Here is a 16,096-nt window from a genome sequence, read left to right as displayed (position 1 = left end):
CTGGCTCGGGCGAAAGCTGCGGCAAAGGCAGCAAAGGCGCGACCAAAGGCCTCCGGGTCGAGCAGACGCAGCAGCCGCGAGAAGGTGTCGTGGCTGGGAGCTGCGTCATAGTCGATCAGCCGCGACAGCGCCTGCTTGCGCTCCTGCGCGAACAGGGCAAATTCCGTCGCATTGCTGGCGCCGCACAGGCTTGCTGCGATCATCATCACGATCAGGTCGCCAAGCCGGTGTGTGGCGTTGGGCGCGCGTGGATCAGGCACCGCGCCAAAGTAGCTCTCAAGGCAGGAAATGGCAGTCGCTCCTTCGCTCAACTGCCTCTCCAAAGAATCCTTTCTCAGCCTAAACTCAACCCCAAAATCGCCATATGCGATTCCCCTGCCCACGAGGGGGGAGATTGGCAGCCTCGATATCCCGGCCAAGCTTGCGACGTTGAAGATTGGCGAAAACAGACGCGACAGCCAATCTCCCCCCTGGAGGGGGAGATGTCCGGCAGGACAGAGGGGGGCGCGACAGGATGCCGACTTCGCAGGCTGGCCGTCGCGTTCTTTCTCGCCTTCCTCCTCGCCACCCCGGTCTCCGCCGCAAAAATCGACGACCAGTTCCACGCCTGGCTCAGCAACGACCTCTGGCCCGAAGCCAAGGCCAAAGGCATCTCCAGGAAAACCTTCGATGCCGCCTTCGAAGGCGTCAGGCCGGACCTGAAGCTGCCCGACCTGGTGAAGCCGGGCGAGAAGGCCACGACGCCGCAGAAGCAGCATCAGGCCGAGTTCGGTTCGCCGGGCGCCTATTTCGCTGAAAAGATAGTCCGAGCGGTGACCGCCGGCGGCCGCACCCGCGAGGCGACCAACGCTGGGACTCTTGCCGCGATCGAGAAACGCTACGGCGTGCCTGGCGAAGTGCTGCTGGCGATCTGGGGCCGCGAGAGCGGCTTCGGCGCGGCGAAGATGCCTTATGACGCCTTCGAGGTGCTGGGCACCAAGGCGTTCATGTCGACCAAGAAGGAATTCTTCCGCACCGAGCTCTTGGCTGCGCTCGAGCTCGTCGAGCGCGGGCTTGCCCCGGTCGGCGCGATGAAATCGTCTTGGGCAGGCGCGCTTGGCCAGCCGCAGTTCATGCCGACATCGTTCCTCAAGCATGCCGTCGATTTCGATGGCGACGGCCGCACCGACATCTGGAATTCGACGCCCGACATACTGGCATCGATCGCCAATTATCTCGTCCATTATGGCTGGGTCAGGGGCCGCGGCTGGGGCTTCGAGGTGACTGTGCCGGACAGCGTCTCGTGCTCGCTCGAAGGTCCGGACCAGGGCAAGAAGATTTCCCAATGGGCTGATATGGGCATCAGGCGTGTGTCGGGTAAACCGTTCCCGGCGAGCGAACTGAAAGCCGAGGGCTTTCTTTTGATGCCGGCCGGGCGTAGCGGCCCGGCCTTCATCGTCACCCCCAATTTCTATGTGCTGAAGCAGTATAACACCAGCGATCTCTATGCCCTGTTCATCGGCCATGGCGCCGATCGCATCGCCCATGGCGACAGCAATTTCTCGGGCAATTGGGGCGCGGTCGGCGGGCTCTACCGCTCCGACATCGCCGCCCTGCAGCGGGCGCTGGAAGCTAAGGGCTACGATGTCGGCAGCGCCGACGGCCTGCCTGGCTTCAAGACGCGCCGCTCGATCGGCAAATGGCAGGCCAGCAACGGCCGTTCCGCTACCTGCTTTCCCGACGCCGACCTGGTTACCGCGCTGAAATAGCCGGATTTTTGCACCGCCGGTCTGGCCCAATCGACCGTTCTGCAAATGCTCGTTGCCGCGCTCGAAACCGCCGGATATGGTGAACCGGAACCGCACAAAAAATTGCCGAGACAACGGTCCGGGGATCACCGTTCGACGCGGCAAGAAATGCCACAACTCTGAGCCGGGAACTCAGGTCAACAAAAACAGGGAACAGTTAAAATGATGATGGAAAAGTTTGCTCTACGCTCCCGCTTCTTGCTCGCGGGCGCGGCCATGTCCGCGCTGCTTCTGGCCGGTGCGCCTGCCTTCGCGGTCACGCCCGCCGACACGCTGGTCGAGGGTTTCGCCATCGACGACATCATCACCATGGATCCGGGCGAAGCATTCGAATTGTCGACCGCAGAGGTCACCGGCAACACCTATGATCTTCTGGTACGCCTCGACCTCAGCGACACATCCAAGGTCAAGGGCGATCTCGCCGAAAGCTGGAGCGTCTCCGACGACGGCCTGACCTACACATTCAAGCTCAAGCCCGGCCTCAAATTCGCCTCCGGCAATCCGATCACGGCGGCCGACGTCGCCTATTCGTTCGAACGCGCCATCAAGCTCGACAAGAGCCCGGCCTTCATCATCGGCCAGCTCGGCCTCAATGGCGGCAACGTCACCGACAAAGCCAAGGCCGTCGACGATACGACCTTCCAGTTCACCGTTGACAAGGCCTATGCGCCAAGCTTCGTCTTGAACTGTCTGTCGGCGACCGTCGCCTCGGTCGTCGATGCCAAGCTGGTTAAGGAGCATGTCGCCGCGGTCACGCCGAGCGCCGACTACAAATGGGACAATGATTTCGGCAACGCCTGGCTGAAGACCGGCTATGCCGGCTCCGGTGCCTTCAAAATGCGCGAATGGCGGGCCAACGAGGCCGTCGTGCTGGAGCGCAACGACAATTACTACGGCGAAAAAGCCAAGCTTGCCCGCGTTATCTATCGCAATATGAAGGAAAGCTCGGGCCAGCGCCTGGCGCTCGAAGCCGGCGATATCGACGTCGCCCGCAATCTTGAGCCGAACGACCTCGATGCCATCGCCAAGAATGCCGACCTCACCACCACCTCGGCGCCGAAGGGCACCGTCTATTACATCAGCCTCAACCAGAAGAACCCGAACCTCGCCAAGCCCGAAGTTCGCCAGGCGTTCAAATATCTGGTCGACTACGACGCCCTGGGGTCGACCATCCTCAAGGGCATCGGCGAGATCCATCAGACCTTCCTGCCGAAAGGCGTGCTCGGCGAGCTGGACGAAAACCCGTTCAAACTCGACGTTGCTAAGGCCAAAGAGCTGCTCGCCAAGGCCGGCCTCGCCGACGGCTTCAGCGTCACCATGGACGTGCGCAGCGTCCAACCGCAGACCGGCATGGCGGAATCGATCCAGCAGACGCTGGGACAGGCCGGCATCAAGCTGGAGATCATCCCCGGCGACGGCAAGCAGACGCTGACCAAATACCGCGCCCGTAACCACGACATCTATATCGGTCAGTGGGGCCAGGATTATTTCGATCCGAACTCCAATGCCCAGACCTTCGCCAGCAACCCCGACAATTCGGATGAAGGCAAGACCAAGACCCTTGCCTGGCGCAACGCCTGGGACATCCCGGACCTGACCAAGCAGACCGAAGCGGCCCTTGTCGAGAAGGACGCGGCCAAGCGCGCCGCAATGTACCAGGATCTCGAGAAGAAGATCCTCGATACCAGCCCCTTCGTCATCATCCACCAGCAGCTGGAAGTGGCCGGCCTGCGCAAGAGCCTCAAGGGCTTCGCGCTCGGCCCGAGCTTCGACACCAACTTCGTCGGTCCCGTCTCGAAAGAGTGACGCCGGCGGACGCGCCGCATGAGTGTGGCTGAAAGCGAAGTGACGGCAGGGCGCGGTGGCGCCCGTGCTGTTGCCGTGGCCTCATCGATCGCCCGGTTCCTGGTTATCGCGATAACGACCTATCTAGGTCTGCTCGCGGTGACTTTCTTCATCGGCCGTGTCATTCCGATCGACCCGGTGCTGGCAGTGCTCGGGGACCGGGCGCCGGCCAATGTCGTCGAGCGCACGCGCCGCGAGATGGGCCTCGACCTGCCGCTGGTCGAGCAGTTCTACATCTATGTCAAACATGCCCTGAACGGCGATTTCGGCACTTCGGTGCTGACCACCAATCCGGTGATGACAGATATCCGCCGCGCCTTTCCGGCAACCCTCGAACTGGCGACGCTGGGGACGCTGATCGGTTCGGTGATCGGCGTGCCGCTCGGTGTGCTGGCCGCGGTGCGGCGCGGCAGCATCATCGACCAGATCGTGCGGATCATCGGCCTTGTCGGCTATTCCGTGCCGATCTTCTGGCTGGGGCTGCTGGCGCTGGTGCTGTTCTACGCCAAGCTGCAATGGATCGCCTTTCCCGGCCGCCTCGACGTCGTCTACGAATACACCTTCACGCCGATTACCGGCTTTTATCTGCTCGATGCACTCTGGCAGCGGCAGTGGGACGTATTTGCCGATGCCTTCCGCCACATCATCCTGCCGGCCTCGCTGCTCGGCTATTTCTCGCTCGCCTATATCAGCCGCATGACACGCTCGTTCATGCTGAACGAACTCACCCAGGAATATATCGTCGCGGCGCGCGCCAAGGGCCTGTCGGAAACGCGCATCATCTGGGGCCACGCGCTGCGCAACGCCGCGGTGCCGATGGTCACGGTGATCGCTCTGTCCTATGCCGGGCTGCTCGAAGGCTCGGTGCTGACCGAGACGGTGTTTTCGTGGCCGGGTATCGGCCTCTACATCACCAATTCCCTTCAGAACGCCGACATAAACGCCGTGCTCGGCGGCACCATCATCATCGGCTCGGTCTTCATCGCCATCAATCTACTCTCCGACCTGCTCTACCGGCTGCTCGATCCAAGGACCAAGGCAGGATGAGGACCAAGACAGGATGAGCACGGAAGCGATTCAAACCCGCCGCGACTGGCTGCTCAGCGAGCGGCCGGCGTCGCGCGTGCAGGCGAGGCTCGGCCGCGCCTATGTGGCGTGGCGGCGCTTTTCCGCCAACCGGCTGGCGTTTCTCGGGCTGCTCATCATCGTCGCCCTGCTGGTGGTCGCGGCGTTCGCCGATGTGCTGGCGCCCTATTCACCGACATTCGGCGACCTCAAGGGCTCGCGGCTCCTGGCGCCGAGTGCGGCGCACTGGTTCGGCACCGACGATCTCGGCCGCGATATCTATTCGCGCATCATCTTCGGCTCGCGCTGGACACTCTACGTCGTCGTTTTGGTTGCCATTATCGCCGCGCCCATCGGCTTGCTGGTCGGCACCGTCGCCGGTTACGCCGGCGGCTGGACCGATGCGATCCTGATGCGCATCACCGACATCTTTCTCGCCTTTCCGAAGCTGATCCTGGCGCTGGCCTTTGTCGCGGCGCTCGGCCCCGGCATCGAAAATGCCGTGCTTGCCATCGCCATCACCTCGTGGCCTCCCTATGCCCGCATTGCCCGCGCCGAAACGCTGACGGTGCGCAATTCCGATTATATCAAGGCGGTGCAATTGATGGGCGCCTCGCCGTTTCGCATCGTGCTTCGCCACATCATGCCGCTGTGCATCTCCTCGCTGATCATCAGGGTGACGCTCGACATGGCCGGCATCATCCTGACCGCTGCCGGCCTCGGCTTCCTCGGCCTCGGCGCGCAGCCGCCGCTGCCCGAATGGGGCGCGATGATCGCGTCGGGCCGCCGCTTCGTGCTCGACCAGTGGTGGGTGGCGGGTGCTCCGGGCTTTGCCATCCTCATCGTCAGCCTCGGCTTCAACCTACTCGGCGACGGACTGCGCGACGCGCTCGATCCCCGAAGCGGTGACCAATGAGTGGCGACCAATGAGCACGCTTCTCGAAGTCGACGACCTGCGCGTTACCTTCCCGACGCGCACCGGCCTGATCGAGGCAGTGCGCGGCGTTTCCTTCTCGCTCGGCCGCGAGCGGCTCGGCATCGTCGGCGAGAGCGGTTCGGGCAAGTCGCAGACCGGCCGCGCCATCATGGGCGTCACCCCGCCGCAGGCCGATGTGACCGCGAAGACGCTCGCTTTTGACGGCATCGACCTGCTGGCCGCCTCGGCGCGCGAGCGCCGCGCGCTGCGCGGCAAGCGTATCGCCATGATCCTGCAGGATCCGAAATATTCGCTCGACCCGGTGATGAGCATCGGCCGCCAGATCGTCGAGACGCTGCGCACGCATGAGAAGGTCTCCAAGGCCGAAGCCCGCGACCGCGCGCTGGCCATGCTGGAGGCTGTGCAGATCCGCGATCCGGCCCGTGTCTTCGACCTGCATCCGCACGAGGTTTCCGGCGGCATGGGCCAGCGCGCCATGATCGCCATGATGCTGATCGCCGGGCCGGAAATGATGATAGCCGACGAGCCGACCTCGGCACTCGACGTCACTGTCCAGCTCGACGTGCTCGGCATCCTCGACCGGCTGGTCAGCGAGCGCGGCATGGGGCTGATCTTCATCTCGCACGATCTGCGCCTGGTCTCGTCCTTCTGTGATCGTGTCATCGTCATGTATGCTGGCAAGGTGGTCGAACAGCTCAAAGCCTCGGAGCTCGGCCGCGCCCAGCATCCCTATACGCGCGGCCTGCTCAACTGCATGCCCAAGATCGGCGCCGACCGTCACCCGCTGCCGGTGCTCGACCGCAAGCCGGAGTGGGCAGCATGACGGCAGCCCTTTCCGTCGACAGGCTGGAGGTGGTCTTCGACCGCTTCCGCGCGTTGAAAGGCGTCAGCCTCGAGGTCGAATCCGGTGAATCCTTCGGCTTGGTCGGCGAGTCCGGCTCCGGCAAGTCGACGTTGCTCAGGGCAATCGCCGGCCTGGCGCCGGCCGCATCAGGCACCATCGCGGTCAACGGCAAAACGCTCGGCGCGCGTCGCGACAAGGCGTTCTACCGCGAGGTGCAGATGGTCTTCCAGGACCCGTACGGTTCGCTGCACCCGCGCCAGACCGTCGACCGCCTGCTGCAGGAGCCGCTCGCCATTCACGGCTTCACCCACGGCGAAAAGCGCATCCAGCGGGCACTCGACGAGGTCGGCCTTGGCACCGGGTTCCGTTTTCGCTATTCGCATCAATTGTCCGGCGGTCAGCGCCAGCGCGTGGCGATCGCCCGCGCCCTGATTCTGGAACCGTCGATCCTGCTGCTCGACGAGCCGACCTCGGCGCTCGACGCTTCGGTGCAGGCGGAGGTGCTGAACCTGCTGGAAGAGATCAGGCGCCGCCGCAAGCTGACCTTCCTGATGGTCAGCCACGACCTAGCCATCATCACCCACATGTGCGAACGGCTGATGGTGATGCAGAACGGCGAGGCGATGGAGAATCTGACCGCGGACGATCTTGTCGAACGCCGTGTCACCAAGGATTATACGCGCAATTTGCTGAGGGCCAGCGAGGGGTTCGTGCGGACGGCGTGAGTAGGCTTGCTTTCAATTCCCCGCGTCGTGTTCTTTCGCGCCCCCCTCTGGCCTGCCGGCCATCTCCCCCACGGGTGGGGAGATTGGCTGTCACCACTGATTTCGCCAATCGCCAACGTTATAGAAGGAACGCTGCCGACGAAGCTGCCAATCTCCCTCCTTGTGGGGGAGATGTCCGGCAGGACAGAGGGGGGCGCGAAGGAACGGGACTTGGCAACTTTGTGTCAGGTCGCCCGCCGGACGGGCAGGCCCAATCACCCGCCGCCAGTGCCAACTTGAGGAAAACCTGAAATAAGCCCAGAAGAGTCTCAACAGCCATCAAACGAGAGCGGGCGCCGGCCCGGTGAGGGATACGATGACAAATTCAGCCATTTCCGAACGCAAGAGCCAGTCGATTTCGCGCGGCGTCGGCATGACCACTCAGATCTATGCCGATCGCGCCGAAAACTCGGAGATCTGGGATGTGGAAGGCCGCCGCTACATCGATTTCTCGTCCGGCATCGCCGTCGTCAACACCGGGCACCGTCACCCCAGGGTGATCGAAGCGGTCAAGGCGCAGCTCGACCGCTTCACCCACACCTGCTATCAGGTCGTGCCCTATGAGAGCTATATCAGGCTGGCCGAACGGCTGAATGGCATGCTGCCCGGCAAGTTCGACAAAAAGACGATTTTTGTCACCACCGGCGCCGAGGCGGTCGAGAACGCGATCAAGATCGCCCGAAACGCCACCGGCCGGCCGGCGGTCATCGCTTTTTCCGGCGGCTTTCACGGCCGCACCTTCATGGGCATGGCACTCACCGGCAAGGTCGTGCCCTACAAGGTCGGCTTCGGCGCCATGCCGGCGGATGTCTTCCATGCGCCGTTCCCGGTTGCACTGCACGGCGTGTCGGTCGCCGATTCGCTGGCTGCGCTCGACCGGCTGTTCAAGGCCGACGTCGATCCGGCCCGCGTCGCCGCGATCATCGTCGAGCCGGTCCAGGGCGAGGGTGGCTTCTACGAGGCGCCGCGCGACTTCATGACCGCATTGCGCAAGATCTGCGACCAGCACGGCATGCTGCTGATCGCCGACGAGGTGCAGACCGGCTTTGCCCGCACTGGCAAGATGTTCGCCATGGACCACCACGAGGTGGCGGCCGACATCACCACCATGGCCAAGAGCCTGGCCGGCGGCTTCCCCTTGGCGGCGGTCACCGGGCGTGCCGAGATCATGGATGCGCCGAACCCCGGCGGACTCGGCGGCACCTATGGCGGCAGCCCGATCGGCGTCGCCGCGGCGCATGCCGTGCTCGACGTCATCGACGAGGAGAAGCTCTGCGACCGGGCCAACACGCTGGGCAACCGGCTGAAGCAGCGCCTGCAAGCGATCCGCGACGAAGCCCCGGAAATCGTCGATATCAGAGGCCCCGGCTTCATGAACGCGGTCGAGTTCAACGATGTGACGAAGGGGCTGCCGTCGCCGGAACTCGCCAATGCGGTCCGGCTGAAGGCGCTCGACAAGGGCCTGATCCTGCTGACCTGCGGCGTCTACGGCAACGTCATCCGCTTCCTCGCGCCGATCACCATCCAGGACGGAGTCATGAACGAGGCGCTCGACATCCTGGAAAGTTCGATCCGCGAGGCCTGCGCCGCCTGAGCGGCGAGGATATCGCCTAGGATTCAACTGCGGCGAAGGCCGAGATAGGTGGCAAGCCGCCGTTCAACGCCCTATGCGAGCACGAAATTCGGCAGTCGAATTGGTGCGTGGAAACGGTTCGGAAGGCAACTGTACACCGAGAAAGGCACAAAGCGGCTCCCACCCTTCGGAGGCCTGATAAGTAAGAAGGCGTTCAGGTGGCAGCGTTGATTTCACGGAAGCGTTATGTGCTTCATAGACAGCGATTGCGTGATCACGGTTATCAAATCGACCGCCAAAGACAGTGTTTCCAACCACCGCCACACCAAAGGACTGTGGATCATTGGTAGCAGCATCCATCGTGAGCCCTATTGTTTGCGCCATGCTGTCATACCAGGCTTCCGGGTCACGAACTGTCAGGATAACCTTTGCATGAAGGTAGTGGTCACTCACTTCGCGCCAAAAATGCGCCGTTGGCCAATCGACGGCGGAAAGATAGCCGGCATATGCCGCATCCCAGGTCGGGAGTTGTCCCTGTCCGGCGGCGCGCCACAGCGCCTTCTGCTCGGGATTGGCGTGGACATCTGCCATGTGATGACACGGCCCGAACCCAAGATGCTCCAACGCGAGCTTCAGCGAATATGTGCCAGTGCGACCCATGCCTGCGCCAATGACATATAGAGCGATGAGCACCCCCCGACGAATTTCAATTGGTCAAAATACCGCTGTTTCCTTTACTTCGCTATATATTTTGAAGGTCAGCTCCCGGTCGAACTTGGTCATTCAGGGTGATTGGGTTTGATCTTATCCCGCAGCGCGGACAGGCTCCTGGAAGGCGGCGAGCGCCGCCTTCAGTCCACCCGGCCCGGTCGCGACAATCTGCGGCGACGGCGAAAAGCCGGCGCCGAGCATCTTGCGGCCAAGCAGGTGGTCGCCGGGCCGGTTGACCGATTCGATGCCGAGCAGCCGGCTTCCGGCATAGTGGTAGATCGAGAATTTGTTCTCGGCCACGTCGCCCAGCACGACATGGCTGTCGCCACCCGCAATCAGGCCGACCATCTGCAGCTTCATGTCGCCGATATCGGACCAGAACCACGGCACTGCCGAGTAATTGTCGGTGTGGCCGACGATGGTGCGCGCGGCGAGCCGCGCCTGGTCAGTGGCGTTCTGTACCGATTCCAGCCGCACATCGCCGCCGGTGAACCAGTGCCGGTAGGAGGCGGCATCGCCGATGGCGAGGATTTCCGGCACCGACGTACGCATCTGCTGGTCGACGCGGATGCCGTTGCCGATGGCAATGCCGGCGGGTTCGGCCAGTTCGACATTCGGCACGACGCCAATGCCGATGACGACCATCTGCGCCGGCAATCTTTCGCCGGATGAGGTGATTGCAGCCGAAACACGGCCGTTCTCGTCCTCCAGCCGTTCGATGGTGGTGCCGGTAAGGATGCGCACACCGGTGGCCTCCAGCCGCAGGCGCACATGGCCGGCGATGACCGCTGCCACGGCGCGGCCGAGCAGCCGGTCGACCGCCTCGACCACCGTAACCTTGCGGCCTGCCGCGGTGAGCGTCGCGGCAATCTCCAGGCCGATGAAGCCGCCGCCGAGGATGACGACCTCCTCGCTTTGCGCGCTCAATTCGCGGATCAGGCGGGCATCGCCGAGCGAGCGCAGCGACACAACGCCGGAAAGCTCCGAACCCGGCAGCGGCAGCAGGCGCGGCCGCGCGCCGGTGGCGAGGACAAGCCGGTCGAACGGCAACACACCGCCGCCCGAGATCCCCAGCCTGCGGCCGCCGACATCGATGCGCTCGATCCGGAGGCCTGGCCGGAAGTCGATGGCGCTGCCGGTATAAAAAGCCTCGCCGCGCAACGGCTGCGGCTTTGCTTGCTGATCCTTGATGAAGGTCTTCGACAGCGGCGGCTTGTGATAGGGCAATTCGTTTTCGTCGCCGACCAGGATCACCGGGCCGTCATAGCCTTCTTCGCGCAGGCTGGCGGCCGCTTGCACGCCCGCATGACCCGCACCGACAATGACGATCCCGTTCTTCATAACAGCCCGATTCCTCATCCAAATCTAGGACGTCTCGCCAGGTGGCGATTGTCCGACGCCGCCGCAAGAGCGCCGATCCGGGTCGCACCCGGAACGGCCGCCTGTCAACTGCGTCATGCGCCGGCATTCCTCATACGTCGGTGTTAAAGTTGACAGTTCTAGTTTAGAATAATTCTAAACTGTTGTTTCAATTGAAGTTTTTCTATGCCACCAGTTGACATCCGGCGTCTTCGCCGTTTTATGGAAGCTCGCGCGTCAGCGCATCCCTTTGATGTCTGGGCCTTGAACCCTTTCGATTGGAGGCATTTCGGTGTCTTTCTTCCGCGAACCGCGCGATGGCGCGACCCTTCTTTGCCCGCTGGCAACTGCCCGCCGCGGCGCCGGCATTTCATTGATTCCCGAGGAGAGACAGTCATGAGAACGATGATGACCGCGCGGTATGGCGGCAGGCTTGCAGCGATCGGCGCCACGGCGATGCTGACGGCGGCTGTGTTCGTGCTGCCGGCCAAGGCGCAAACCGATGCCAAGGCGGTCATCAAGACCTATTCCGACATTGCGCTCGCCAAATACGAGGATTCGCTGATCACGGCCGAGGCGCTCGACAAGGCTGTCGATGCGCTGCTCGCCAAGCCATCTGCCGAAACGCTGAACGCCGCCCGCGAGGCCTGGAAGGCATCGCGCGTTCCCTATCAGCAGACCGAGGTCTATCGCTTCGGCAATGCCATCGTCGACGACTGGGAAGGCAAGGTGAACTCCTGGCCGCTCGACGAAGGCTTGATCGACTATGTCGCCAAGAGCTACGGCACCGAGTCGGACGCCAACGCGCTCTACACCGCCAATGTGATCGCCAACAAGTCGATCGAGATCAACGGCAAGAAGGTCGACGCCACCGAGCTGACGCCGGAGTTCCTCTCCGGCACACTGCAGGAGGCCGGCGGTATCGAGGCCAATGTGGCGACCGGCTATCACGCCATCGAATTCTTGCTTTGGGGTCAGGACTTACACGGCACCGGTCCGGGCGCCGGCGAACGGCCCTACACCGATTACGACCTCGCCAATTGCACCGGCGGCAATTGCGACCGTCGCGGACAGTATCTGAAATCGGCGAGCGACCTTCTGGTTTCCGATCTAAAGGATATGGTCGACGACTGGAAGGAAGGCGGCGCCGCCCGCAAGAACCTTGTCGATGGCGAGCTGAACGCCGCCATTTCGACCATCTTCACCGGCATGGGCTCGCTGTCCTATGGCGAGCTCGCCGGAGAGCGGATGAAGCTCGGCCTCTTGTTGCACGACCCGGAAGAGGAGCACGATTGCTTCTCCGACAATACCTACAACTCCCATCTTTACGATGCGATCGGCATCCGTGCCGCCTATCACGGCAGCTACAAGCGGCTCGACGGCACTGTCGTCGAGGGGCCGTCGGTGGCCGACATGGTCAAGGCGGTCGACCCGGCGGTTGACAAGGAATTGTCGGACAAACTGGACGTCACCGTCGCCAAGATGGAGGCCATCAAGGCGCGGGTGCTTGCCGGCGAGGCCTATGACCAGCAGATCGGAGAAGGCAACACGGAAGGCAATGCCACTGTGCAGGCGGCGATCGACGCGCTGGTCGATCAGACCAAGTCGATCGAACGCGCCGTCGGTACCCTGAAGCTCAATGCGATAGCCTTCGAGGGCTCGGACAGCCTCGATTCACCGGACAAGGTGTTCCAATAGACTATCGAAACCACCAGCCACGCGACGCAACGAAGCGACGTTAGCCAGAGCGACAAATGCTGATCTGCCATTGCAACATCATCACCGAAAAGGAGATAGAGCAGACGATCGTCGGACTGCTGGATGAGGACCCCTGGCAGCTGATCGTGCCGGCGAAGGTCTATCACGCCATGCACAAGCGCGGTCGCTGTTGCGGCTGCTTCCCAAATGTGGTCGAAACGATCATTCGGGTCACCGAAAATTACCATGCCCGCTCGGCGGCGAGTGGCGTGGACATCGTTTCACACCTGGATCGCGTCAGAGGCCTGCGCGTCCAATACGGGAGCAGAACCCATGAAAGGCGAACAGCAGATCATAGAGCGGCTTAACGAGGCTCTGTTTCTGGAACTTGGGGCGGTCAATCAATACTGGGTGCATTTCCGGCTGCTGGAAGACTGGGGATACGCCAAGCTGGCGAAGAAGGAACGCGCTGAATCGATCGAGGAGATGCACCATGCCGACCGGCTCGTGGCGCGCATCATCTTCCTCGAGGGCCATCCGAACCTGCAGTCCGTGGCGCCGCTGCGCATCGGGCAGAATGTCAAGGAAGTGCTCGAATCCGATCTGGCCGGCGAATATGACGCGCGCACCGCCTACAAGCGTTCGCGCGAGGTTTGTAACGAAGCAGGCGACTACGTGACGATGAAGCTGTTCGAGGAATTGCTGGCTGACGAGGAAGATCACATCGACTTCCTCGAGACGCAACTCGACCTGCTCGCCTCGATCGGCGAAGAAAAGTACGGCCAACTCAACGCAGCGTCGGCCGACGAGGCGGAATAAGGACATGCCGGAATGCGGCGCCCCCTAGATTTCATGCGCCGCTTGCGGCCGGCCGGGCATTGTGGCCTGCCGCCTCAGAAGAAGCCGCGATACGGTATCTTTCGCGGCGCCTTTCTTGCCGTGGTGGCGACGCTCACAGCCTCGGCGCTGGCCGGGGCGCCGCAACCGGCGGGGGTTGCCACCAGCCGCACGGATCTGACGCCGAAGGATCTGGCGCGCGTCATCGCCATCACCAGGCCGACCAGCGATTTCTCCAAGCCCGAGCAATTCGAGCTGATGCAGGGCGGCGCCGGCACCTCGAAGAAGGACGTCAACAAGGACGCCTTCTCGCAATCCTCTGCCAATGTCAGCTTCGAGGAAGAGGGTACCTTCAAGCTCGGCAACGCCATTTTCCGCAAGAACTGGGTGTCCTCGCCATCCTCGACACAAGCCTCGGATGGGCTCGGTCCGTTGTTCAACGAGCGCGCCTGCCAGAACTGTCATCTGAAGGACGGTCGCGGCCATCCGCCCCAAGGCGACAGCGGCACCACCTCGATGTTCCTGCGCCTGGCAAGGGAAGCCAGTACCGAGGAGGAGAAAGCCGCGCTCGCCGATCACAAGGTGCTCAACTTTCCCGACCCGGTCTATGGCACACAACTTCAGGAGCTAGCCGTTCCCGGCCTGCAGGGCGAAGGCAGGATGCATGTCGATTATCAGGAGCAAAAAGTAAAACTGGCGGACGGCAGCGTCGTGTCGCTGCGCAAGCCGAGCTATTCGGTCGAGGGTCTCGCCTACGGGCCGCTCGATCCGCACACCACGCTGTCGCCGCGCATGACACCGCCGATGATCGGCCTTGGCCTGGTCGAGCAGATCGCTCCTGCCGACATCCTTGCGCGTGCCGATGCGGCCGACCGCGATGGTGACGGGATTTCCGGCAGGCCAAACATAATACGCGACGCCAGCAGCGGTGAACTGACGCTCGGCCGTTTCGGCTGGAAGGCGCAGGCGGCATCGATCCGCCAGCAATCGGCGGACGCTTTTGCCGGCGATATTGGCATTTCGACGCCTGAAGTGCCGAAGCACTGGGGCGATTGCAGCGCCGCGGAAAAGACCTGCCTTGGCCTACCTAACGGTGTACAGGAGCGCCTCGGTCCGGTCGAAGCGCCGCCGCCGGTCATGGACCTCGTGACCTTCTATTCGCAAAACCTTGCCGTGCCGGCCCGGCGCGATCTCGACAGACCGGACGTGCTCACCGGCAAAAAACTGTTCTACGATATGGGCTGCATCTCCTGCCATACGCCGAAATTCGTCACCCGCCGCGGCACCCCGAACAAGGCGCAGGCCTTCCAGCTGATCTGGCCTTATTCCGATTTCCTGCTGCATGACATGGGACCTGGTCTTGCCGACGGACAGGCGGTGGGCGAGGCCACGGGAAGCGAATGGCGCACGCCGCCACTGTGGGGCATCGGGCTCACCCAGACCGTCAGCGGCAACACCTTCTTCCTGCATGACGGGCGCGCACGAAGCCTGGCCGAGGCGATTCTGTGGCATGGCGGCGAGGGCCAGAAGGCGCGTGACCGCTTTGCCGCTGCCGATGCGGCCGACCGCGCCGCGCTGATCAAGTTTCTGGAGTCGCTCTGATGCGGAAGCGTCTTGCATTCGCTCTGATGCTGGTCCTCGCCGGTGCGCTGCCGGCATCCGCGGCGGTGAAGGCTTCGGATGTGATCCAGCGGGCGATCGACGGCTTCGTCCGCCCGGCCTATGCCAGACTGCATGACCATGCGGACAGCTTGGCCAAGACCATGCACGCGCTTTGCCAGGCGCCTTCGCAAGACACTCTCGATGCGGCACGCGCCGAATTCTCAGGCGTCGTGGATGCCTGGTCGGTGGTGGAAATCATCCGTTTCGGGCCGATCGCGGAAAACAACCGGCTTGAGCGCATGCTGTTTTGGCCGGACCGCAAGAGCATCGGCCTGAAGCAAGTGCAGGCAGCACTTGCCGGCAAGGATCCGACAGCCGCCGATCCGGCCCAGCTGGCTACAAAGAGCGTCGCCATGCAAGGGCTCGGCGCACTGGAATTCGTCCTCTACGGCGACGGAGCCGGTCAATTGGTCGGCAGGGACGACGCCTATCGCTGCGCCTACGGTGCGGCCATTGCCGGCAATGTCGAGACGATTGCCGGCGAGGTTGGCGATGCCTGGAACGAGCCCAACGGCTTTGCCGCGCTCTGGGCCAATCCGGGTCCGCAGAACGCGCTCTACCACGACGGCACCGAAGCGGTGACCGAACTGGTCGGCGTCTTCATCAACGAGCTGGAAATGGTCCGCGACGTACGCCTGAAAGGCTTCCTGGGCGCCAAGCCGGAGGCCGACAAACCGAAACAGGCGATCTATTGGCGCTCGCAAAACACCGCCCGCTCGCTGACCGGGAATCTGGCGGGCATGGACACGCTGTTCCAGGCCTCGCAGCTTGGCGACGCGCTGCCGCCCGATGCGCGCTGGATGGCAGAATCGGTCCACATCCAGCTCACCAACGGGATCGAGGCGGCCAAGGCGATCAGGGGACCGATCGACAAGGCACTTGCCGATCCGGCGCTGCGCCAGAAGCTCGACTATTTCTCGCTGGTGACATCCAGCCTGACGACCCTGATCGGCACCAGGCTGACCGCCGAATTCGGCCTGACCGCCGGGTTCTCGTCATTGGATGGTGACTGAT

At 63.0% G+C, this 16,096-nt stretch carries 15 protein-coding genes; 12 read left to right on the top strand and 3 right to left on the bottom strand.

The genetic code is table 11. From position 1 onward, the window contains the following. On the bottom strand, nt 1-311 hold a 311-nt coding region (locus NKI72_RS10080), incomplete at its 3' end, for a transposase family protein (RefSeq protein WP_292662462.1). A gap of 171 nt (nt 312-482) precedes the next feature. Here NKI72_RS10080 and NKI72_RS10075 point away from each other — a divergent pair. From NKI72_RS10075 to NKI72_RS10045, 7 genes are all read left to right on the top strand, one after another. Beyond that, nucleotides 483-1,748, top strand: coding sequence for a lytic murein transglycosylase (locus NKI72_RS10075; protein WP_352850101.1), 1,266 nt, complete (start codon nt 483-485; stop codon nt 1,746-1,748). Nucleotides 1,749-1,949: 201 nt separating this feature from the next. Beyond that, nucleotides 1,950-3,593 (top strand): ABC transporter substrate-binding protein, encoded by a 1,644-nt coding sequence (locus NKI72_RS10070; protein ID WP_352767075.1) that lies wholly within the window; start codon nt 1,950-1,952, stop codon nt 3,591-3,593. 18 nt (nt 3,594-3,611) lie between these two features. Further along, nucleotides 3,612-4,679, top strand: coding sequence for an ABC transporter permease (locus tag NKI72_RS10065; protein ID WP_352830433.1), 1,068 nt, complete (start codon nt 3,612-3,614; stop codon nt 4,677-4,679). 13 nt (nt 4,680-4,692) lie between these two features. Beyond that, nucleotides 4,693-5,613, top strand: coding sequence for a nickel transporter permease (nikC, locus tag NKI72_RS10060; RefSeq protein WP_352767071.1), 921 nt, complete (start codon nt 4,693-4,695; stop codon nt 5,611-5,613). A gap of 10 nt (nt 5,614-5,623) precedes the next feature. Then, complete coding sequence (locus tag NKI72_RS10055) at nt 5,624-6,457, top strand: ABC transporter ATP-binding protein (RefSeq protein ID WP_352767069.1); 834 nt, start codon at nt 5,624-5,626, stop codon at nt 6,455-6,457. Next, a complete protein-coding gene (locus NKI72_RS10050; RefSeq protein ID WP_352830440.1) occupies nt 6,454-7,203 on the top strand; it encodes an ABC transporter ATP-binding protein in 750 nt (249 codons plus the stop codon). Before NKI72_RS10055 ends, NKI72_RS10050 begins: the two co-directional genes overlap by 4 nt. Nucleotides 7,204-7,558: 355 nt before the next feature. Next, nucleotides 7,559-8,836: a 4-aminobutyrate--2-oxoglutarate transaminase gene (locus tag NKI72_RS10045; RefSeq protein WP_352767067.1), complete on the top strand. Its 1,278-nt coding sequence runs from the start codon at nt 7,559-7,561 to the stop codon at nt 8,834-8,836. Between the two features lie 63 nt (nt 8,837-8,899). On the opposite strand, the gene NKI72_RS10040 is transcribed toward NKI72_RS10045, so the two are convergent. Together NKI72_RS10040 and NKI72_RS10035 are read right to left on the bottom strand one after the other, a co-directional pair. Beyond that, nucleotides 8,900-9,508 (bottom strand): sulfotransferase family protein, encoded by a 609-nt coding sequence (locus tag NKI72_RS10040; RefSeq protein ID WP_352850100.1) that lies wholly within the window; start codon nt 9,506-9,508, stop codon nt 8,900-8,902. A gap of 111 nt (nt 9,509-9,619) precedes the next feature. After that, on the bottom strand, nt 9,620-10,867 hold the full coding sequence (locus NKI72_RS10035; protein WP_352850098.1) for an NAD(P)/FAD-dependent oxidoreductase: 1,248 nt from the start codon (nt 10,865-10,867) through the stop codon (nt 9,620-9,622). A 426-nt stretch (nt 10,868-11,293) separates the two neighbouring features. Here NKI72_RS10035 and NKI72_RS10030 point away from each other — a divergent pair, with 426 nt between their 5' ends. The 5 genes from NKI72_RS10030 to NKI72_RS10010 are packed head-to-tail and all read left to right on the top strand — an operon-like array spanning nt 11,294 to nt 16,095. Next, nucleotides 11,294-12,583, top strand: a complete 1,290-nt coding sequence (locus NKI72_RS10030) for an imelysin family protein (RefSeq protein ID WP_352767418.1) — start codon at nt 11,294-11,296, stop codon at nt 12,581-12,583. 56 nt (nt 12,584-12,639) lie between these two features. Next, nucleotides 12,640-12,951 carry a (2Fe-2S)-binding protein gene (locus NKI72_RS10025; protein WP_023676882.1) on the top strand — a complete coding sequence of 104 codons (312 nt, stop codon included), beginning with the start codon at nt 12,640-12,642 and terminating at the stop codon, nt 12,949-12,951. Further along, the gene (gene bfr, locus NKI72_RS10020; RefSeq protein ID WP_352767061.1) at nt 12,917-13,402 is read left to right on the top strand and encodes a bacterioferritin; all 486 of its coding nucleotides are present in this window, start codon (nt 12,917-12,919) and stop codon (nt 13,400-13,402) included. Before NKI72_RS10025 ends, bfr begins: the two co-directional genes overlap by 35 nt. 12 nt (nt 13,403-13,414) lie before the next feature. Beyond that, nucleotides 13,415-15,022: a di-heme oxidoreductase family protein gene (locus NKI72_RS10015; RefSeq protein WP_352767059.1), complete on the top strand. Its 1,608-nt coding sequence runs from the start codon at nt 13,415-13,417 to the stop codon at nt 15,020-15,022. Continuing rightward, the gene (locus NKI72_RS10010) at nt 15,022-16,095 is read left to right on the top strand and encodes an imelysin family protein (protein WP_352767057.1); all 1,074 of its coding nucleotides are present in this window, start codon (nt 15,022-15,024) and stop codon (nt 16,093-16,095) included. Before NKI72_RS10015 ends, NKI72_RS10010 begins: the two co-directional genes overlap by 1 nt. The last annotated feature ends 1 nt before the right edge of the window (nt 16,096 follow it).

This window comes from Mesorhizobium sp. M0437 (assembly GCF_040321335.1).
Classification (GTDB): domain Bacteria; phylum Pseudomonadota; class Alphaproteobacteria; order Rhizobiales; family Rhizobiaceae; genus Mesorhizobium.
This window is presented reverse-complemented; position numbering and strand designations above follow the sequence as displayed.

Coding starts and splice junctions, on each gene's coding strand:
- NKI72_RS10075 (WP_352850101.1), top strand. CDS start 483: ATGTCCGGCAGGACAGAGGGGGGCGCGACAGGATGCCGACTTCGCAGG.
- NKI72_RS10070 (WP_352767075.1), top strand. CDS start 1,950: ATGATGATGGAAAAGTTTGCTCTACGCTCCCGCTTCTTGCTCGCGGGC.
- NKI72_RS10065 (WP_352830433.1), top strand. CDS start 3,612: ATGAGTGTGGCTGAAAGCGAAGTGACGGCAGGGCGCGGTGGCGCCCGT.
- nikC (WP_352767071.1), top strand. CDS start 4,693: ATGAGCACGGAAGCGATTCAAACCCGCCGCGACTGGCTGCTCAGCGAG.
- NKI72_RS10055 (WP_352767069.1), top strand. CDS start 5,624: ATGAGCACGCTTCTCGAAGTCGACGACCTGCGCGTTACCTTCCCGACG.
- NKI72_RS10050 (WP_352830440.1), top strand. CDS start 6,454: ATGACGGCAGCCCTTTCCGTCGACAGGCTGGAGGTGGTCTTCGACCGC.
- NKI72_RS10045 (WP_352767067.1), top strand. CDS start 7,559: ATGACAAATTCAGCCATTTCCGAACGCAAGAGCCAGTCGATTTCGCGC.
- NKI72_RS10035 (WP_352850098.1), bottom strand. CDS start 10,867: ATGAAGAACGGGATCGTCATTGTCGGTGCGGGTCATGCGGGCGTGCAA.
- NKI72_RS10030 (WP_352767418.1), top strand. CDS start 11,294: ATGACCGCGCGGTATGGCGGCAGGCTTGCAGCGATCGGCGCCACGGCG.
- NKI72_RS10025 (WP_023676882.1), top strand. CDS start 12,640: ATGCTGATCTGCCATTGCAACATCATCACCGAAAAGGAGATAGAGCAG.
- bfr (WP_352767061.1), top strand. CDS start 12,917: ATGAAAGGCGAACAGCAGATCATAGAGCGGCTTAACGAGGCTCTGTTT.
- NKI72_RS10015 (WP_352767059.1), top strand. CDS start 13,415: ATGCGGCGCCCCCTAGATTTCATGCGCCGCTTGCGGCCGGCCGGGCAT.
- NKI72_RS10010 (WP_352767057.1), top strand. CDS start 15,022: ATGCGGAAGCGTCTTGCATTCGCTCTGATGCTGGTCCTCGCCGGTGCG.